General features: G+C 63.9%; 13 protein-coding genes and 7 pseudogenes. 5 read left to right on the forward strand and 15 right to left on the reverse strand.

The annotated features are described in order from the left end of the window. From FQ389_RS03715 to FQ389_RS03725, 3 pseudogenes are all read right to left on the reverse strand, one after another. A pseudogene (locus tag FQ389_RS03715) lies at positions 1–413 on the reverse strand (FAD-binding oxidoreductase); the annotation flags it as partial. Between the two features lie 156 nt (positions 414–569). After that, positions 570–930: pseudogene (locus tag FQ389_RS03720) on the reverse strand (DUF732 domain-containing protein); the annotation flags it as partial. Positions 931–1,623: 693 nt separating this feature from the next. Then, positions 1,624–2,332: pseudogene (locus FQ389_RS03725) on the reverse strand (SLAC1 family transporter); the annotation flags it as partial. 59 nt (positions 2,333–2,391) lie between these two features. Between FQ389_RS03725 and FQ389_RS18950 the strand changes: the two are divergent. Continuing rightward, positions 2,392–2,661: pseudogene (locus FQ389_RS18950) on the forward strand (hypothetical protein). A gap of 374 nt (positions 2,662–3,035) precedes the next feature. Beyond that, on the forward strand, positions 3,036–4,610 hold the full coding sequence (locus FQ389_RS03735; RefSeq protein WP_144206093.1) for an LCP family protein: 1,575 nt from the start codon (positions 3,036–3,038) through the stop codon (positions 4,608–4,610). 17 nt (positions 4,611–4,627) lie between these two features. Here the strand turns inward: FQ389_RS03735 and FQ389_RS03740 are convergent. Together FQ389_RS03740 and FQ389_RS03745 are read right to left on the reverse strand one after the other, a co-directional pair. Then, a pseudogene (locus FQ389_RS03740) lies at positions 4,628–5,410 on the reverse strand (SDR family NAD(P)-dependent oxidoreductase). 14 nt (positions 5,411–5,424) lie between these two features. Continuing rightward, a pseudogene (locus tag FQ389_RS03745) lies at positions 5,425–6,041 on the reverse strand (SDR family oxidoreductase); the annotation flags it as partial. A 66-nt stretch (positions 6,042–6,107) separates the two neighbouring features. Here FQ389_RS03745 and FQ389_RS03750 point away from each other — a divergent pair. From FQ389_RS03750 to FQ389_RS03760, 3 genes and pseudogenes are all read left to right on the forward strand, one after another. After that, positions 6,108–6,272: a hypothetical protein gene (locus FQ389_RS03750; RefSeq protein WP_144206094.1), complete on the forward strand. Its 165-nt coding sequence runs from the start codon at positions 6,108–6,110 to the stop codon at positions 6,270–6,272. Further along, the gene (locus tag FQ389_RS03755) at positions 6,273–7,766 is read left to right on the forward strand and encodes an alpha,alpha-trehalose-phosphate synthase (UDP-forming) (RefSeq protein WP_144206095.1); all 1,494 of its coding nucleotides are present in this window, start codon (positions 6,273–6,275) and stop codon (positions 7,764–7,766) included. An 89-nt stretch (positions 7,767–7,855) separates the two neighbouring features. Continuing rightward, positions 7,856–8,328, forward strand: a pseudogene (locus FQ389_RS03760) (hypothetical protein); the annotation flags it as partial. A 33-nt stretch (positions 8,329–8,361) separates the two neighbouring features. On the opposite strand, the gene FQ389_RS03765 reads toward FQ389_RS03760, so the two are convergent. The 10 genes from FQ389_RS03765 to FQ389_RS03810 are packed head-to-tail and all read right to left on the reverse strand — an operon-like array spanning position 8,362 to position 18,726. Then, complete coding sequence (locus FQ389_RS03765; protein WP_144206096.1) at positions 8,362–8,853, reverse strand: mammalian cell entry protein; 492 nt, start codon at positions 8,851–8,853, stop codon at positions 8,362–8,364. Then, positions 8,853–9,536: a mammalian cell entry protein gene (locus FQ389_RS03770; protein WP_144206097.1), complete on the reverse strand. Its 684-nt coding sequence runs from the start codon at positions 9,534–9,536 to the stop codon at positions 8,853–8,855. Before FQ389_RS03770 ends, FQ389_RS03765 begins: the two co-directional genes overlap by 1 nt. Continuing rightward, positions 9,533–11,200, reverse strand: coding sequence for a virulence factor Mce family protein (locus FQ389_RS03775; protein WP_144206098.1), 1,668 nt, complete (start codon positions 11,198–11,200; stop codon positions 9,533–9,535). Before FQ389_RS03775 ends, FQ389_RS03770 begins: the two co-directional genes overlap by 4 nt. Positions 11,201–11,212: 12 nt before the next feature. Next, the gene (locus tag FQ389_RS03780; RefSeq protein WP_144206099.1) at positions 11,213–12,364 is read right to left on the reverse strand and encodes a virulence factor Mce family protein; all 1,152 of its coding nucleotides are present in this window, start codon (positions 12,362–12,364) and stop codon (positions 11,213–11,215) included. After that, positions 12,361–13,764 carry a virulence factor Mce family protein gene (locus FQ389_RS03785; protein WP_144206100.1) on the reverse strand — a complete coding sequence of 468 codons (1,404 nt, stop codon included), beginning with the start codon at positions 13,762–13,764 and terminating at the stop codon, positions 12,361–12,363. Before FQ389_RS03785 ends, FQ389_RS03780 begins: the two co-directional genes overlap by 4 nt. Positions 13,765–13,777: 13 nt before the next feature. Next, entirely contained in the window at positions 13,778–14,842 is a 1,065-nt protein-coding gene (locus tag FQ389_RS03790; protein WP_144206101.1) for a virulence factor Mce family protein, read from the reverse strand. Beyond that, on the reverse strand, positions 14,832–15,884 hold the full coding sequence (locus FQ389_RS03795; protein ID WP_144206102.1) for an MCE family protein: 1,053 nt from the start codon (positions 15,882–15,884) through the stop codon (positions 14,832–14,834). Before FQ389_RS03795 ends, FQ389_RS03790 begins: the two co-directional genes overlap by 11 nt. Beyond that, positions 15,884–17,086: an MCE family protein gene (locus FQ389_RS03800; RefSeq protein ID WP_144206103.1), complete on the reverse strand. Its 1,203-nt coding sequence runs from the start codon at positions 17,084–17,086 to the stop codon at positions 15,884–15,886. The genes FQ389_RS03795 and FQ389_RS03800 overlap by 1 nt, the downstream gene beginning before the upstream one ends. A gap of 25 nt (positions 17,087–17,111) precedes the next feature. After that, entirely contained in the window at positions 17,112–17,954 is an 843-nt protein-coding gene (locus FQ389_RS03805) for an MlaE family ABC transporter permease (protein ID WP_144206104.1), read from the reverse strand. Positions 17,955–17,961: 7 nt separating this feature from the next. Next, positions 17,962–18,726 carry an MlaE family ABC transporter permease gene (locus FQ389_RS03810; protein ID WP_144206105.1) on the reverse strand — a complete coding sequence of 255 codons (765 nt, stop codon included), beginning with the start codon at positions 18,724–18,726 and terminating at the stop codon, positions 17,962–17,964. Between the last annotated feature and the right edge of the window lie 162 nt (positions 18,727–18,888).

Here is an 18,888-nt window from a genome sequence, read left to right on the forward strand (position 1 = left end):
CGATGCCCGCGGTGAGCAGTAGAAAATCGTCGTCGAGCGTCTTGGGGACGAAGTTGCCCGAGGGAGCCAGCACGTGGATCCGCATGTCGGTCTTCGCGTTGTCGCACAGCCAGTTGGACGCATAACCGTCCGCGGTGTGTTTCACCATGACGGTGAGCGCCTCGTCGGTGAACGGCGAGCTGCACAACGAGTAACACCGCGTCACCGAACCGGTGCGGTCGCTGGGCACCCGCAGCGTCAGGAATTGGCCCGGTGCGTAGCGCAGCCGCTCGGGCGGAATCGCGGGATCACCCGACGTATCCGGCACCGCGAAACACCAGGGAGCGCGCATCGTCGGTCTCGTCGACGACCTCGGCGATCTGCAGCTCAAGGACGTGGTCTCCCAGCGGCTCGTCCAGATCTGCTTCCGTCAAGACCCGCCCTTCCTTTCAATACAACTATAACACGTTACAGAAAACCTAATTCATATCGCTACCAGCCGCAGGAATACCCTGCTCGACACAAATCAGAACATGTTCTATTCTGCTGTTTAAACCCAGTTGAGTAGTCCGGCCCAGGAGGTAAACGTGCATATCGTCCTGGATGCCTTGCAGCTTCTCTTCAATGGCCTGCAAATCGGAAAGGGCGTTCTGGGTAGGCCGGCTGCAACTCGTTGATCATGGACGGTTGAGACTGCGGGCAGTACGAGATGATGGCGCCTGCGGTGACCTGGGCGCTTTGATTGGCGTCCCAGATCGACGAGCGCTGCATGAATCCCACCGTGTCGGCGAAATTGCGGTGCTGGGACAGGTAGTCGCAGCCGGCGTGTCCCTGTGTCACGACGTATTCCTGGCTGGGTACCGGCACGCCTTGGTGCGTCAATGCCGCGACGAACACCTTGTCGGTGGCGTCGGTGCGCGGCTCGGAAGCTTTCGGCACGACGGGGTGGGGCGCGACAGGTGCCAGTGGATTCACCCGCACCTACTTTCTCACCCAGGAGACTACCGTGATCACGCGGAGCGGGAGCCAATCCGGCACCGCCACTTCGAATTTTATGGTCAGTAATGTCGTGAACATCGTCGGGACCGTGCAGGACGGCAAAGCATTCACCACCATCTGACCAGCCACAGTCTTGCGCGTGGCGACGGGCCGCCGATGAACGGCGTCGCGAGCCAATGCCCCGTGGCAGCTGCAATCGGTGAAAGATGATCAGCATCAACGATTTCGAGCGTAGCGTAATCCGAATGCGCCCACCACAGTGAATTGACCTGTCTGCAAACCATCCTGGCGCGCGTCTCCTGCTGACCTTGCTGCTTCGGGCTACCTGACCGCCGACGATCAGTAGACGGCACATGTGCGCCGTCTTGCAGCCACGTTAATTTTCGGCGAATTATCCCACATACGCTGTTGCACATACTGTTTCGCGTCGCACGCGGAGCCGTCCCGGGAGAATGCGAGGTCGAGCCGGGTGAGCGTGCTGGACCGCAACCACGCCGCGCCCGCCGACGGGCCAGACCGGGACCGAACTGCTTCGTGCCGTGCTTCCGCGAGAGAAATGCCCGCATGTGCTGCTGCGGCTCTCCGGTCAGGAACGACGGCCAACCCGGCCACAGAGCCGAAAAGCACTGCAGCGGTGATGGATTAGCCCAGCGGACCCAACACGATCTACAGCGTCGGCACTCGCGCGGTGCCCGAGGTGCCGTACATCACCAGTCGGCTCCAGATCATCGCGATGATGTTCAGCGAAGCCACCAACGACAACCCGCACATGGCGTGGCAGCCGTAGAGCAGGGTTTCGCGTCCGACACCGGCCGCCGTGTGCGGAAGCAGCAGCGCACCCATCGCAGCCGACACCACCGACATCAGCCAACCGCCGAATGCGGCGTCGGGTACGACGTCGTACTGGGTTAACATCAGAAACAGGATGCTCACCGCGGTAGAACAAGCCTCCCAGCGTCCCCGCGGTCCACAGCACCCAATCGAGGGCGACCGCGACACGCGCCTATGAGGTCCCGGCCGACCACCACGGCGCCACCGCCGACGGTCATCAGCGCCATCGGCGACGCCCCGTAGAAATGCGCCATCTGCAGGTTGCGCGCATGACCCGCGCGCCACGGTGGAGGTGCCGCAGCCAGTGACCGCCGACCAAGGCGATCAACAGGACAAGCAGCAGTGCTGCGATAACCCAGACGAACTCGGCAAAGGCGCGTAACCCCCACAGGTGCACCGGCAGCGTGGCACCGCCGATCGCCACGATTCCGGTGCCCATGACCGAAGCGAACCAGTTGGGCCCGATGTTGCCGAGCACCTCCACTCCACTCGGGTGTACGACGGCGGCGGGTACACGCGTCATAGCTGTGTGACCCTACTTTCCCCGGATTTGCCGGAGGTTGTGCTTAGACTCCTTCGGTTATGTATTCCGTGCACACGAGGCATCCAGTGACCAAAGCGCCCACCTTGATCGGAATCGTGCTGTCGCTGGCAATCGCCGTACTCGCTTTGTCGACCAAGCAGAGGTGCGGCGGGCCGGGCCTCACCTGTGCCACCACTTTGGACACTCGCGGCTCCGTTCACCGTTATTACGAGGTCGAACCGGTTGGTGTGTAACTCGCGGAGATGATCACCGGGTCGAACATTCGTCTCTTTTACTACTCGGGCGAAGAACTCGAGAAAGTTCGGTAGCACACCACGGCGAGTACCGACAGCAAACTCCATGACACACTGCAGCGGGCGCCGTCGCGCCTCGGTTTGTCTCCGTCCGGCGACGAGTCGGAATCGGTTTGGTCAGCCATGAATTCCCCGGAACCTCGTCTGCGACGGCCACAGCGCCCCGGGACGGCGGTTGGTAACCAAAACACGCAGGTAGGGGCGCGATTACGGTCGGCGAGTTGGCCGTCCGTCGGTGGTGGCAAGGGCCACAGTCGACCATTTCGGGTCGTCTTTATTGGGGGCTTCACAGCAAGCTACCGCATACTTGGCCTCATGCTTTTCGCGTCATCACCGCATACCGCCCCGGCGGTGTGCGGTGATGCGCGGGTTACGGGCGGGAGTCATTGATGGCACGCTCCGGCGGCGCGCATCGCCGCCATCGGGCGGTTCGGCAACCCTCGGCCCTGCGCCGCGGGGTATCGCGGGCGTGCATGACGCTGGTGTCGACGGCCGCGGTACTGATGACCGGGGCGGGCTATTACGTGGCGCACGGGGCGCTAGGCGGAATCACCGTCTCGGACGCGTTGAGCCCCGACGATCCGCGGTCCACCGGCGACAACATGAACATCTTGCTGATCGGCCTGGACTCCCGTAAAGACCAGAACGGCAACGATCTGCCCAATTCGATTCTCAAGCAGCTGCACGCGGGCGATTCCGATGACGGCGGCTACAACACCAACACGCTAATACTCGTGCATGTCGGCGCCGACAACAAGGTGGTGGCCTTCTCGATCCCCCGCGATGACTGGGTGCCGTTCAACGGGGTTCCGGGCTACAACCACATCAAGATCAAAGAAGCGTACGGGCTGACCAAGCAGTACGTCGCGCAGAAGCTCGTCAACCAGGGTGTGACCAGCCAGAAGGAACTCGAGACCAAGGGTCGCGAAGCCGCCCGGGCGGCGACGTTGCGCGCGGTGCGCAGCCTGACCGGGGTTCCGATCGACTACTTCGCCGAGGTCAACCTGGCGGGCTTTTACGATCTGGCGCAAAGCCTGGGCGGGGTGAACGTGTGCCTGAACCACGCCGTCTACGACTCCTACTCCGGCGCCGATTTCCCCGCCGGGCCGCAGCGGCTGGACGCGTCCGAGGCGCTGGCTTTCGTCCGGCAGCGTCATGGCCTGGACAACGGCGACCTGGACCGGACCCATCGCCAGCAAGCGTTCATTTCGTCGGTGATGCGCGAACTGCAGGATTCGGGCACCTTCACCAATCTGGACAAAATGAAGAGCCTGATGGCGGTGGCCCGCAAGGACGTCGTGCTGTCGGCCGGGTGGGACGAGAACATGTTCCGCCGGCTGGGTGAGATTGCCGGCGGTGCCGCGGCAAACCAGGTCGAATTCCGGACGCTGCCGGTGGTCCGCTACGACACCATCGACGGCCAGGACGTCAACATCATCGACCCGGTTGCCATCCGGGCTGAAATCGCGTCGGCGATCGGCGCCGACACCTCGACGAGTTTATCGCCGACGACACCTGCCAAACCTAATCCGTCGACCGTGGTCGACGTGGTCAACGCCGGCAGCATGAGCGGTCTGGCCAGCCAGGTGTCGCGATCACTGAAGAAGTACGGCTACACGCCGGGCCAGGTCCGCGACCGCACCTGGTTCGACCCGCCGGCCAGCACCATCCAATACGGTGTGGGCGCCGAGACCGACGCCCAAGCCCTGGCGAACCTGCTTGGTCTGGACGCGCCGAAGCAACCCGCTCCCGGCCTCGCGCCCGGACACGTCCGGGTGACGGTGGACAGCAGCTTCTCGATGCCGACACCCGATGAATCCATGGACGAGTCGTACTCGTCCACGTCGTCGACCACCACGACGACGAGCAAGAGCAGCAGCGGGTATGGCTACGCCACCAGCACCTACCCCACACCCGATCAGGGCAAGCCGATCGACGGCGGCGGCGTGCCCTGCGTCAACTAGCTGCGGCGCGGCACGACTCAGGCGTGGGTGCCGCCATCCATCCGGATTTCGGTGCCGGTGATCCAGGCCCCGTTGTCGGACACAAGCATGGCAATCACGCCGGCAACGGCGTCGGGTTCGGCCATCCCCGCCCCGCTGGATGTCGCCGTCGTCGGCAGGACCGGCATCAACCGGGGAAACAGCGACCAGTCCGCGTCCTTCGGGATGTATCCGGCGGTGGCATCGGTGATCGCGGTCTTGATGCTGCCCGGCGCCGGCGCCACGCAGGTGGCGCACAGGCCGTCCTTCGCGTCTAGGGAACGAGTGGAAGGCCTGGATCCCGCCCTTGCTCGCGGCGTAGGCCGCCATGTACGGGGGCGAACAACGCCGACGTCGAGCTGAAGTTCACGACCGCGCTGCGTGGATTTGCTAGCAGCGCCGGCAATGCCTCCCGCACCACCAGGAAGGTGCCGGTCAGGTTGACGGCGATGATCTGGTTCCATGGTCGAGGGTCATTTGGTGGGTATGCCACGACCGCAGCACACCCGCCGCGTTGACCAGGGAGTCCAGCCCGCCGAGCCGGCCGACCGCCGCGCTCACACCGTCGGCGATCCTCACTGCTCACATCGATCGGCGTCGTGCTGAGGCGCTCACCGGTGCCGGCCTTCTCGGCGTCCGCCCGAGTCGCGCTCAACCCGTTGGTCGAGATGTCGGCGGCCGCCACGCAGGCGCCCTCGCCGAGCAACCGCAGCGCCGTGGCCTTGCCTGATGTCCGACCCGGCACCGGTCATCAGAATCCGTTGTCCCTCAAGTCGTTTCATTTTCCGTTCCCAGCTTAGACCATGCCGCGTAGCGCGTCCTGCCCGAACATCTGCACCATCATCGAGGAGTAGTCCGGGCCGCGACGCAAGATGTGGCCGCCGTCGACGTTGATGCATTGTCCGGTGATCCAGGTGGCCGCGTCGCTGAGCAGGAACAGAGCCAGGTTCGCGACGTCCTCGACCCCACCCTCACCTACTCGGGGCAGCGGCGTACACAGCGCATAGTCGCCGCTGATCTCCGGCGACTGAATGACGCTCGCGTCGACGAGATCGGTGCGAATAAGACCCGGACGAATGCTGTTGACCCGCACCTACGACGGCCCGAGCTCGTCGGCGGCCACCATCATCATGTGATCGATGGCCGACTTGGTGACACCGTACGGCCCGAACCAGCGGTGGGTGTTGCTGCCGCGATCGACGAAATCCCGACGAACGAGGCACCGCCGGCGCGCACCAGTTCCCGGCAGACATGCTTGAGCACGTACATGGTGCCGTTGACGTTGAGGTCGACGGTGTTGCGCCAGGCCGCCGAGTCTGTGTGGGTGATGGGCCCGACGGTCAGCGAACCACCCGCGCAGTGCACCGCGCCGCTCAGCCGGCCGTGCCACGCCGTTGCGGCATCGACCGCACGCGTGTCAGGGTTGGCCGCTGCGCGAGACCGCTGCGAGCGAATCGCGACGTCGCATAGAGTTATGTCATGTCTACAAAATCTGATCCTGGCGAAATCGGGGACGTTGAACCGCTGGCCGACAGTACCGCGAACCAGGCCAGGCGGGTCGTCGCCGCTTACGCCAACGACGCCGACGAATGCCGCGTCTTCCTGTCCATGCTCGGTATTGGACCGGCGAAACTCGACGCATAAATGGCCCCCGGCCCGGACCGATCCGCCAACAAGGCGTCAGGCGCCCAGACTCTCGGGGACTCCGACTTCGTGGTGGTAGCCAACCGTCTGCCGATCGATTTGGAGCGGTCACCCGACGGCACCACGACCTGGAAGCGAAGTCCTGGCGGGCTGGTGACCGCGCTGGAACCGTTGCTGCGTCGCCGCAGCGGCGCCTGGGTCGGCTGGCCGGGCATCACCGACGACGAGGTCGACATCGGTGCGGAGCCGACCGAGCAGGACGACCTTCAGCCGCACCCGGTCGGGCTGTCCGCCAACGACGTCGCGGAATACTACGAGGGATTCTCCAACGCCACGCTGTGGCCGCTGTACCATGACGTCATCGTCAAGCCGATCTACCACCGGGAATGGTGGGACCGCTACGTCGATGTCAACCATCGCTTCGCCGAAGCAGCGTCACGAGCGGCCGCGCGGGGCGCGACCGTGTGGGTGCAGGATTACCATCTACAGCTGGTCCCGAAAATGCTGCGCGAGCTGCGGCCGGATTTGACCATCGGCTTCTTTTTACACATCCCGTTCCCGCCGGTGGAGCTGTTCATGCAGATGCCGTGGCGCGCCGAGATCATCGAGGGCCTGCTCGGGGCCGACCTGGTGGGCTTTCATCTGGTGGGCGGCGCCCAGAACTTCCTGATCCTGTCCCGGCGGCTGGTCGGCGCCAACACCTCGCGGGGAGAGGTCGGGGTGCGCTCCCGATTAGGCGAGGTCGAGGTGGGGGACCGCAGAGTCCGAGTGGGAGCGTTTCCCATCTCCATCGACTCGGGAGCGCTCGACCAGGCCGCCCGCGATCGCAATGTCAGGCGCCGGGCCCGCGAGATCCGGGCCGAGTTGGGTAATCCTCGCAAGATCATGCTCGGTGTCGACCGACTGGACTACACCAAAGGCATCGATGTTCGGCTCAAGGCGTTTTCGGAGTTGCTCGCCGAGGGCCGCGCGAAACGCGATGACACCGTGCTGATTCAGCTGGCGACTCCGAGCCGCGAGCGGGTGGACAGCTATCGCCTGCCGCGCAACGACATTGAGCGTCAAGTCGGCCATATCAACGGCGAATACGCCGAGGTCGGTCATGCCGTGGTGCACTACATTCATCGCCCCGTCCCCCGCGACGAACTCATCGCGTTTTTCGTGGCGGCAGACGTAATGTTGGTCACCCCGCTGCGGGACGGGATGAACTTGGTGGCCAAGGAGTACGTCGCCTGCCGCAGCGACCTCGGCGGTGCTCTCGTGTTATCCGAATTCACCGGCGCCGCAGCCGAATTACGGCAAGCATACCTGGTCAATCCACACGACCTCGAAGGGGTCAAGGACATGATCGAGGCCGCGCTGAATCAGTCGGTGGAAGAAGGCCGCCGACGAATGCGCTCGTTGCGGCGGCATGTACTGGCCCATGATGTGGACCGCTGGGCACGGTCATTTCTCGATGCGCTCGCCGAGGCAAATCCACCGGAAACCACCTGACGGCGGCGCCGACCCATGGTGTTGGCGCCGAAAGGCTGTGATACTCGATGCAAGAGGGAGGGCATCGTGAAGGTCACGTTGGATGCTGGCCGCCGTATGGCAATTACGCATACAACAAGGCAGGGGTCTCGGGGGTTACCTGGATCGTCACCGCATTGTGCGATCAGCCGTCCGGAACGCGGAACATGAACGACTACTCCGATCCGATCGTGTTCGCCATGCAATGTGCGCTCAACATCGTGAGCTTCACCGACGAGAAGATCAGCGCCGCCGACAAGTTGCAGAACTTCACCGGCCGGGCCCGGATGTCAAGCATGCTGTGGACTTTCAAAGTCGAAAAGCCGACGGCGTCGCGTGCCTGGGCGGCGGCACGCTCCGACCACCGAGAGCTGGGCGTTCAGTTACGAAACGGTGAGCGGCACCCACACCGTCATCCACGGCGCCGTCTGCGGGTTGGAGCCGTCGATGAAAAAGCAACCGTTCTCGCTGCAGATGATCGGGCCATCCCAGCCCGATCCAGCGTTATCCGTTGTACTGCAACGGCATTGCAATGTGCTCCTGAGCGCGGTGGGTCAGATATCCTGAGCGCGGTGGGTCAGATAGGCGTGATGTAGCTGATCAGCCACTTGTTGCCGATTTTCTTGAAGTCCACCCGTAGCCGGCTGCCGTCGTAAAGCGGCTGCCGTGACTTGTCGGTCACTGTGCGGTTCATGTAGACCATCACCGAGGCCGACTCGCGCTTGGCTGACATCACGCCTACGCCAACGACGTTGGCCTGCACGACCACCTCGCGCTTCTTGGCCTCGGGAATGATCTGCGTATTGGCGCTCTTCTGGAATTCCTGGCGATAATCGGGCGTCAGCAGCGGATACGCTGCATCGAGACTGCGTTCGACGGTCTGGTAGTCGTAGGCGAACACCTCGGGAACTTCCTTGGCCGCCAACTGCGGCAGCAGCGCCCGGGCTGCCTGCTCGCCGCGAGTCTGCACCCGCTCCCAGTAGAACCAGCCGGCTGCCGCGGATAACCCGACGACGGCCGCGATCGCCAGGTACACCGATGCGGTAATTAGCCCGCGCCACAACCGCATCAGTTGCCCCCATCGGGATACTTCAAGTCGTAGCCCGTCATGCGACCCTGCTCGTCCTCGTGCACGATGACTCGCAGTCGGTAGGGCGTGGACGGCTTGTGCACCCCGTCGATGTCGGCCACCGTGACGCGTACCGACACCAGCACCGAGGCGTTATCGGTCACCGTGTCAATGCCTTCCAGCGCCGCGCCGTTGATCACCGCTTCGGACGTCGCATTCGTGGAACGGAACAGCGCCTTGAGGTTCTCGATGTTGTTGTTGGCGCCGAGCATGCCACGCAACGGACCGCTGGTGCCGTTGTAGAACCGATTCACGCTGTCGTCGATGTTATCCTGCTTGTAGCTGAACATGTTGACCACCGTCTGGGTGGCGGTGTCGACGAAGCGCTGGTCGCGGTCCTGTGTGGCTTGGGCGTGCCGCTGTTGGACGACGAGGATGGTCAGACCGGCGGCAAGCCCGCCAATCGCCAGCAATGCGGCCGCGAACGAAATCCAGCCGACCATGCGGCGGTTCGGCCTGCGCCGCGGCGGCGGCTTGACCGTCTTGGTGCGTTTCGGGGCGTCCTTCTTCGGCTCCGCCGGGGCTTCGACGGCCGTCGTCACGGCCGCGTTCGAGTCGAGCTTCGCCGGACCCGCCGCCCGCGACGCCCGCCGACGCACCCGTGGTGTCGGAGAAGCCACTATATCGGCCTCGGGTCAAGCATCAGGTCCACCCAATTCTCGGCTTTGGACGTGTTTCCACCGGCCGCGAAAATACCAGTGCCACCTGCCGGGTCCCTAAAGGCGCCGGTGTCCGGGTCATAGGTGGTATACGCGCGGCCGCTGGCCTGCGGGTCCGGTTCGGGCGCTTCCGGAGGTGCCGGTGGCGGCAGCCACTTCGGATACAGAAGCTGCGGAGGCACCGGCGGCACGCCGGGCGGCTGCCACGACGTGAACGGCGGTGGCGGTCCGTTGTCGTTGGGCGGCGGAGAGTAGGCGGGTTGGTGGTTGGGCAGCGGCCCCGGCCCCGGCACCACACCCGGCGGTGGCGGTCCAACGATGGGCGTGCCGGGGTCCGGCTCGGCCTCCGGGGGGATGTAGGGGAACTTGTTGGGCGGCAACGTGTTCAGCCCATTGGTCTGCGGCGTGTTGTACGGCACCGGAGGCCCGCGCCACGGGTTGCGGCCGACCGGCACAAACCCCTTGGGGTCGCGGCACAGCTGAATGGTCGGGGCCCGCTTACCGGGGAACTCCTGGCATGGATAGTTACGCGCGCCCCGCACCGTACTCGGGTCGTTCTGGGCGACCTTGCAGTACAGGTCGCTCGGCAGTTCGCGCAGCGTCTCGTCGGCGGGGGTACGCATCAGCGGCGGCGGCAGGAAGCCGACGGCGCACGGTGGCGGGTCGTTGAGATCGAGCTTGAAGTCCAGCTTGGCACCCTCGTCCTGGGGTGCACCGCCCGCGGCCGTGACGATCGCCGCAAACAGTGCGGGCAAGACCACCAGGAGTTGTTCGATCGACTTGTGGTAGATCACGCCCACCCGGCCCAGGTTGGCCAGATTGGCGGCCAGGGCGGAAAACGACGGGCGTATGCCGGAGAACGCGGTGCTGCCTTCGTCAGTCGCGCCGGGTGCGTTGGCCAGCGTCGAGCGCAGCTGCGGATCAGCCGATGCACCTCGGTACGTGAACCGGGCCAGCCCATCGGACAGCGACTTTATGTCAGCACCGGCGCGAATCTGGGAATCCAGCAACAGGCCGGCCTGATCGATCAGCTGCGAGACCTGCGGATAGTCCGCGTTGGCCTCGTCCACCAGTAGCAGGGCCGATTTCAGCAGCCGGGCCAGTTCGGGACCCGAGCCGTTGGCCGACTGGAACGTCTCGTGCAGCAGCTCCCGCAGCCTGGTGTCACCGAGGCTGTTGACCAGCGCCTCCGCCTTCTTCAACAGATCGGAGACATTTTGGCCGATCCGGGTGTTGGCCCGCTCGATTCGAGATCCATTGTGCAACTTGGTCGTCGCGGGGTTGCTCGGCGGAACCAGGTCGATGTACTGCTCACCGACCGCGGACACACTCTTGACCGTGGCGATGACGTTGGACGGAATGGGAATGCCGCTGTTGAGCCGCATTTCGGCGGTGACGCCGTTGGGGTTCAACCCGATCGAGTCCACCCTGCCTACTGCGACACCGCGGTAGGTGACGTTGGCGCTCTTGTACAGGCCGCCGCCCGCAACGAAATCGGCACTCACCTCGTAAGTCCCGATGCCGAACGTGGCGGGCAGACGCAGATAGAAGATCGCCATGATGGTGATCGTGATCGCGGTGATCACGGCGAATATCCAGAGCTGAATCCGGGTAAGTCTGTCAATCATCTGCGCCGGCCCTCACTGTGTTGCCGTGCCGGGCGGGATCTTGAACGGGTCGGCAGCCTGTCCGGACAGGTTGGCCATTTCACCGATCAAGAAATCGGGCGGATTGAGGATCTCGGACATGTGCGCCATGTTCGGGTCGAAATAGGCGGTGGTGAAGAACGTTTCACCCAGCCGCCGCAGGGTGAGGTCGAACGTGGTGAACACGTTGAGGTAGTCGCCCCGGACGGCCTGCTTGATGCCGAAGTTCGGGAACGGGAAGGTCAGCAACAGCTGCAGCGAGGTGACGAAGTTTTTCCGGTTGTCATTGAGCGCCTTGACAACCGAGTACAGTCCCTTGAGGTCCTCGGCGAAGTCCTCCTTCGTCTTGGACAGCACGTGCGAGGTGACCGTCGCCAGCTTCTTCAGCGTGGCGAATGCCTCGACGATGTGATCGCGGTTCTTGTTGAGCACGCGCAACGCGTCCGGCAGCGTGTCCAGCGTCCGGCTCAGGTTTTCCTTGTCCCGGGCCAGCGTCGCGGAGAACCGATTCAGGCCGTCGATCGCGTCGAGGATGTCACCGACCTGCCGGCTGAGTCCGGATGTCAACTCCGCCATCCTGGGCAGCAGACCCTTGAACTGGTCCTGGCGACCGGCCACCGCTTGGTAGGTCTCGTCCGTGATCTCTTCCAGGGCACCGAGATTACCCTTGTTGACCACGACACCGAGAGCCGAGAAAATTTCCTCGGTGGTCGGGAAGCGACCGGTGTTGGACTCCGCGATCTTGGATCCGTTGACCAGCCGCCCGGCCGCTGGCTTGCCCTTCGGCGCGACCAGATCGATGTGCAACGAACCCAGCAGTGAGGTCTGCGCGACGGTGGCGGTCGCGTTCGCCGGCAGGACGACGTTCTTGTCCAACGCCAACTTCACCGCGGCGTAGAACGATCCGTCGCCGCGCTGCTCGGCTGAGATGTCGGCGACACTGCCGACGGTGACATCATCGATCATCACCGGGGAATTCTGCGGCAGCGTCGCCACGTCGACCATCTCGACGGTGACCGTGAATGCGCCGCTGCCGTGACCGGCGGTCCCCGGCATCGCCAGCGAGTTCAGGCCATTGAACTGGCAACCGGCCAGCAGTACGCCGCCCGTCACCAATGCACTGCCGCGGAACAAGATTCGTCTCATCCTCCCGACCCCTCGCCGTTCTGCAGGCCCGCCGAAGGGCCTGGGGCAGGCGCTGAGTTCGGAGCCGGCGCGGGTGCGTTGCCGGGGCCCGGGGCACCCGGCGGCGCGGCGGCCTTCGGGGTCGGCACCAACAGCGCATGTAGATCGGTCGGATCCTTCGGAGCAGACGGCGCGCCGTTGGCAGGGACCCACGTCAATTCCGGGATCGGCGTCTGAGCCTTGGCTTGCGTTTCGGGGGTGTCGTAGATGATCTGCCCCTTGTACGCGGTGATGGTGTTGAGCGGGTGGAACATGATAGGCGGGTAGTTCACCGCGAGCCGGCGCAGCACCGGACCGAGCCGTTCGCGGCACAGCTCCGCGCGCCGGTAATAGTCGGGAGCCCTTGGACCCCCGGCGGTTTCGAAGGATCCACCGCAGATGAACTGCACCGGGTTGGCGAACTCGGGGATCGACAGCAGGCCGTTCAGCGTGCCCTGCGCCGGGTCGTAGATGTTGTAGAAGTTGGCGATACCGGGTCCCGCGACATGCAATACCTGTTCGATGTTGTCGCTCTGGTCGCTCAAGGTCTTGCTGAAATCATTGAGCTGATTAACGGTATCGATCAGCGACGAGTTGTTCTCGTGCAAGAAGCCGCGAATGTCAGAGAGCGCCTGGTTGAGGGTGCCCAAGGTGTTGTCCAGGTGTCGCGAGCTGTCGGCGAGCACCTGGGAGACCGAGGCGACGTTCCCAGCGAACTGCACGATCTGCTCGTTGCTCTCCGACAACGCGTTGAGCAGATTCTGCAAGTTCTTGACGGTGCCAAAGATGTCGCTACGCGAATCACCCAACCGGCCGGCGACCTGCGCAAGCTCCCGCAACGCATTGTGAAACGATTCGCCCTTGCCGTCGAAGGTGCTGGCGGCCTGGTTGATCGCGGCACCCAACGGACCCTGCATCGAGCCGTTCGTCGGTCCGAGCGACACCGACAACTGGGTCAGCGCTTTCTTGACCTCGTCCCACTCCACCGGGACCGCGGTGCGGTTCAGGTCGATGCTGCCGCCGTCGGACAGCACCGCCCCGCCGGTGTATGCCGGGGCGAGCTGAATGAAGCGGGCCGCCACCAGATTCGGCGACATGACGACGGCCCTGGCATCCTTGGGGATCTTCACGTCCTTGGGTACCGTCATGGTGATCTTGACGTCGGAGGGTCGGGGTTCGATCGAGTCGATCGTGCCCACCGGCACCCCGAGGATGCGTACCTGATCGCCGGGGTACAGACCGACCGCGGAGGTGAAATAGCCGACGATGGTTCGGTTATTCCCTTGCGACGTCAGCACATACACGCCACCCACCAGCACCGCGACCAGCGCGGTGATGGTGAAGTAACGCAGCCCGCGGCTGCTGGCGATCCTGTTCATCAGGACAATCCCCGCATCATGGTGACTTCGGCTTGATGGTCCAGCGCTCTTGAATCAGCCCGCGCAGGTAATCGGAGAGGCTGGCCGGCAACTTGCCCGGCTGGTAGAAGAAGTCGAACGTCGCGGCCAGCAGCGGTGCCGGGATCACCCCGTAGACGTTCACATTGAATCCCGGCCCGGATCCCACCACCTCACCGAGCTCGGTCGCGTAGGTGGGGAGCCGCTTCAGTGCCTCGGCGATGTAGTCGCGGCGCTCATTGAGGTTGCTCAACACATCGTTGAGTCTGCTCAGGGCCGGCTCGAATTCCTTGCGGTTGTCGGCGACGAAACCGGAGATCTGCGCCGACAAGCCGCCGATTCCCGAAATCAGTTGGGCCAGTGCATCTCGCCGCTCGTTGAGCGCGGCGAACAACTCGTTGCCGTCGTTCACCAGCTTGTTGACCTGATTGGCACGGTCGGACAACACCGCGGTCACCGACTTCGCGTGTGCCAGCAGGTTTTGCAGTGCCTCGTCACGGCGATTCAGGGTGCGCGACAGTGAGGTGACCCCGTCCAACGCGCCGCGCAGTTCCGGGGTGGCGTCCTGCAGCGTATTGGTGAGCACGTTCAACGCCCGCTCGAATTGCGGCTTGTCCAGATTGTTGGCGTTCTGCCCGAGATCCTCGAGGGCGCCGACCAGGGTGTACGGCGTGGTCGTGCGGCTGCGCGGAATGCTGGTGGCCTTGCCATGACCCGCCGGGGTGACCGCGATCGAGCGCTCGCCCAGGATGGTGTCGGTGCGGATCGCGGCCAGTGACTGGTCGCCGATGGCGATGTGGCGATCCACCGAGAACGTCACCTTGGCGCTGTCGCCGGCCAGGCCGACGTCCTGCACCTTGCCCACCTTAACGCCGGAGACGTAGACGGAGTTGCCGGGCGTGATCCCGCCAGCGTCACTGAAGTAAGCGTCGTACATCTTGCCCTGCGGGTAGAACGGCAGGCTGGCATAGCCGAAGGCGAGCAGCACCACACAGACGACCAGCACGACCCCGAACACCCCGGTGCGCAGCGGATCCCGCTCATGCTTTGGGTTACTTGACAAAAGCGCACCTCCCCTGGCTGGGATCCACCTGACCACCGAGGGGCAGCAGGATGTCGCTGCCGGCTAGTCCGTTGATCTTGATGGTCACGGAGCAGAAGTAGATGTTGAAGAACGACCCGTAGGCGCCGAGCGCGGCCAGGCGCAGATAATCCTCGCCCAACTGCTCGATGTCGTTGTTGACCTCGGCCTTGCGTTTGTCGATTTCGGTGGCCAGCGGTCGGGTGTTTTCCAGGACCCCCTGCAATGGCCGGCGTGACTTCTGCAGCAGCTCAGTCAGATCCGTCGTCGTCGACGACAGCGGTAATATGGAGCCCGCGATCGAATCCTTGTTTTTGGCCAACGCGCTGATCAGTTGTTGCAGCTGGTCCACGCTGGCAGAGAATTGGGCGCTCTTCTGATCGATGGTGCCCAACACCGTGTTCAGGTTGGTGATCGCGTCACCGATGAGCTGGTCACGCTGACCCAGCGCCGTCGAGAAGGCACTGGTGTTGGCCAGCACATCCGACAGCGCTCCGCCTTGACCCTGCAGCAACTCAATGACGGCGCTGCTGATCGTGTTGACCTTGTCGGCATCCAGACCCTTGAGCACCGGCTTGAGTCCACCCAGCAACGCATCCAAATCCAGGGCCGGCTGGGTGTGTTGGGCGTTGATTGTTCCGCCATGCGGCAACTTGCGTAATTCCCCCGGCCCGGAGGTGATCTCCAAAAAGCGGTCCCCGACCAGGTTTTCGTAGCGGACGACCGCGCGGGTCGAGGAGTACAGCGTGTAACGACTGTCGATGTCGAAAGCGACGTCGACGGTGTTGTCCGAGTTGAGTTTGACGCCCGTCACCGAGCCGACCGGCACCCCGGAGATCCGAACTTTCTGGCCCGCCTTCAACCGAGACGCATCGAGAAACGTTGCATGGTAGGTATTTTCGGTACCGAAGCGGAAGTCGCCGAAGACCACCACCAGGCCCACGGCGACCAGCAGCATGGCGACAGTGAAGACACTGACCTTGATCACCATCGACCGGTGCGAAGGCATTTCCGAGCCGGCCATCAGAAGTCGTCCCGTTCCGCGAAGGCGCCGTGGAACAGGAACTGCAGCGTCGAGGGCGCGTCGACCTGAAGTTCGGTGAATGGCTCGTACGGGATGTTGGCGTTGTCGGTGACCAGGAACGGCACCCGGTAGAACGACCCCCCGTTCTGCTTGGTCGGAATGTCCGGCAACCCTCGGCAGTTCGGTCCGCCGGAGGCGTTCACGATCGGCAGCGACTCGGGGAAGGTGTAGGACGGTGCGCCCAACACGAAGCTCGACGAGGTGAACAGTCCGGCCTTGCGCACACCGAGCAGCGGGGCGAACTCCTTGATACCGCGGTCGATACCTGCGAACAGGCAACCAAATTCGGGCGAATAGTCGGCGGCCACCTTGACCGGTGCCCGCAGCCGGTTGATGGCGGCGATCAGGTCCTGCTCGGCCGGCGCCAAGGTGTCGTAGGCGTTGTTGGACAGACCGATCGTTGCCAGCAACGTGTCGTTGAGGTCTTTCTGCTCGTCGACGACGGTCTTGTTGACGGCGGGCAGGTTGTCGAAGATCGTGTTCAGGTCCGGCGCGGCGTCGGCGTAGATCCCAGTGGCGACGGCGGTCTTACGGAAGTCGTCCTGCAGGGTGGACAGCTTCGGATTCGCTTGTTCGGTAAGGGTGTTCAGGCCCGACAGCAGCGCGCCCAGGTTGTCGCCGTTACCACGCAGGCCCTCGGCGAAGGCGCTCAGCGTCCCGTTCAATTCGACCGGGTCCACCTTGTGCAGCAGGTCGATCAGCGATTGGAACAACGTATTGACTTCCAGCTGCACCGGGGAGGCTTCGACATGCGCATTGGGGTGCAGCGACGTTGGTGAGGGCGTTCGGGGCGGAATGAATTCGACCGACTTGGCGCCGAAGATCGTGTTGCCTGCGATGTGTACCGCCGCGTTGGACGGCACGTAATGCATGTCGTCGTTGTTGATGGCCAGGGTCAGCAGCGCCTGGTCGTCCCCGTAGCTGATGTCGGTGACCTTGCCGATCTGGATGCCGCGGTACTTAACCTTGGCACCCTTGTCCATCACCAGCCCCGCCCGTGGGGTGGCGACGGTGACCGTGTCGACGGAGGCGAAAGCAGCCGTGTACGAGAGGTAGGTCAGCACCGTGAACGCCACCAACAAACTGGCCAGCAGCGCCGCTGCCAGCCGTACCGTTGTTCGTCGCGGATCGGTGTCTGCCATTGTGGATCTGAGCGGGTCGTCCCCCTTACCCGGAGAGGTTGAGGTTACCGTACGCGCCGTAGACGGCCAGCGAGATGAACAAGGTAATGACGACGACGACGATCAGGGACGTCCGCACCGCCTGACCGACCGCGATGCCCACACCGACCGGCCCTCCGCTGGCGTTGTATCCGTAATAGGTATGCACGAGCATCACCGCGATGGACATCACGATGGCTTGCAGGAACGACCACAGCAGATCCGACGGGATCATGAAGGTATTGAAGTAGTGGTCGTAGAGGCCGGCCGACTGGCCGTTGATGAACACCGTGGTGAAGCGCGCCGCAAAGAACGCCGCGAGCACCGACAACGAGTAGAGCGGGACGATCGCCACGAGCCCGGCGATTAGCCGAGTCGACACCAGGTAGGACACCGAGTGCACCGCCATGCATTCGACGACGTCGATTTCCTCGGACACCCGCATCGCGCCCAGTTGAGCGGTCGCGCCGGCGCCGATCGTCGCCGCCAGTGCGATCCCGGCGATCACAGGCGCGACGACGCGGACGTTCAGGAACGCGGACAAGAAACCGGTCAGCGCCTCGATACCGATGTTGCCTAGGGAGGAGTAACCCTGGACTGCGATGACGCCGCCGAAGGCCAGGGTCAGGAACGCGGCGACACCCACCGTGCCGCCGATCATCACCAGTGCCCCCGCGCCCAGCGTCATTTCAGCGACGAGCCGGATCGTCTCTTTGCGGTACCGGGTCAGCGCGTTGGGGACGTAGCGCATGGTTTGGCCGTAGAACAGGGCCTGCTCGCCGAAGTCGTCGACCGGACCCTGTAATCGCGCCGCGAACGTGCGAAACCGGTACGTGAGGTCGTAGCTCATCGGGTGCTCACTTTGTCGAGAACCGCACGCCGATGGCGGTCATCACCACATTGATGACGAACAGGCAGATGAACGCGTAGACGACCGTTTCGTTGACGGCGTTACCGACACCCTTCGGCCCACCCTTGACGGTGAAGCCGCGGTAACACCCGACGAGGCCGGCCATCACGCCGAACAGCAGCGCCTTCACTTCGGCAAGCACCAACTCACGTAGTCCGGTCAACACAGTCAGGCCGTTGATAAACGCACCCGGGTTGACGCCCTGGAGGAAGACAGAGAACACGTACCCACCCGATAAACCGATCGCGCACACCAAACCGTTCAGCAGCAGCGCGACAACGGTGGAAGCCAACACGCGCGGGACCACTAGCCGGTGGATCGGGTCTATGCCCAGTACCCGCATCGCATCGATCTCTTCCCGGATGGTGCGGGCACCCAGATCGGCGCAGATGGCGGTGGCACCGGCCCCGGCGACGACAAGTACGGTCACCACCGGACCCAACTGGGTGATGGTGCCGAACGCCGTCCCCGCACCGGACAGGTCGGCCGCGCCGATTTCGCGCAGCAGGATATTGAGGGTGAAGGCGACCAGCACGGTGAACGGGATGGACACCAGCAGCGTCGAGACCAACGACACGCGGGCGATCATCCACGTCTGATCCAGGAACTCGCGGAACTGAAAGGGACGACGAACGCTGGCGCGGGCGGTGTCGATCATCATCTCGAAGAACCCGCCGACAGCACGGACCGGGACAGCGAGTTGTGGGATCAACCCGACATCCCCCTTTGCTGCTCACGGCGAAGCGCGTGCGTCGCCAATGCTTGATCTTCGGTCGCACCCTGGCTCCGTGTGAGTCAGATGATATTAACTCAGAAGAAGTTCACCGTTGTCAATGAACAGGTTCCCTCTGCCTAAACCGTCAATTTAACCTGT

Origin of the sequence: Mycobacterium tilburgii (assembly GCF_902168065.1) — a bacterium.
Taxonomy (GTDB): Bacteria; Actinomycetota; Actinomycetes; order Mycobacteriales; family Mycobacteriaceae; genus Mycobacterium; species Mycobacterium tilburgii.

What these genes read in the sequence shown, in the direction of transcription:
- FQ389_RS03735 (WP_144206093.1), top strand. Translation starts at nt 3,036, where the DNA reads ATGGCACGCTCCGGCGGCGCGCATCGCCGCCATCGGGCGGTTCGGCAA.
- FQ389_RS03750 (WP_144206094.1), top strand. Translation starts at nt 6,108, where the DNA reads ATGTCTACAAAATCTGATCCTGGCGAAATCGGGGACGTTGAACCGCTG.
- FQ389_RS03755 (WP_144206095.1), top strand. Translation starts at nt 6,273, where the DNA reads ATGGCCCCCGGCCCGGACCGATCCGCCAACAAGGCGTCAGGCGCCCAG.
- FQ389_RS03765 (WP_144206096.1), bottom strand. Translation starts at nt 8,853, where the DNA reads ATGCGGTTGTGGCGCGGGCTAATTACCGCATCGGTGTACCTGGCGATC.
- FQ389_RS03775 (WP_144206098.1), bottom strand. Translation starts at nt 11,200, where the DNA reads ATGATTGACAGACTTACCCGGATTCAGCTCTGGATATTCGCCGTGATC.
- FQ389_RS03780 (WP_144206099.1), bottom strand. Translation starts at nt 12,364, where the DNA reads ATGAGACGAATCTTGTTCCGCGGCAGTGCATTGGTGACGGGCGGCGTA.
- FQ389_RS03795 (WP_144206102.1), bottom strand. Translation starts at nt 15,884, where the DNA reads ATGGCCGGCTCGGAAATGCCTTCGCACCGGTCGATGGTGATCAAGGTC.
- FQ389_RS03800 (WP_144206103.1), bottom strand. Translation starts at nt 17,086, where the DNA reads ATGGCAGACACCGATCCGCGACGAACAACGGTACGGCTGGCAGCGGCG.
- FQ389_RS03805 (WP_144206104.1), bottom strand. Translation starts at nt 17,954, where the DNA reads ATGAGCTACGACCTCACGTACCGGTTTCGCACGTTCGCGGCGCGATTA.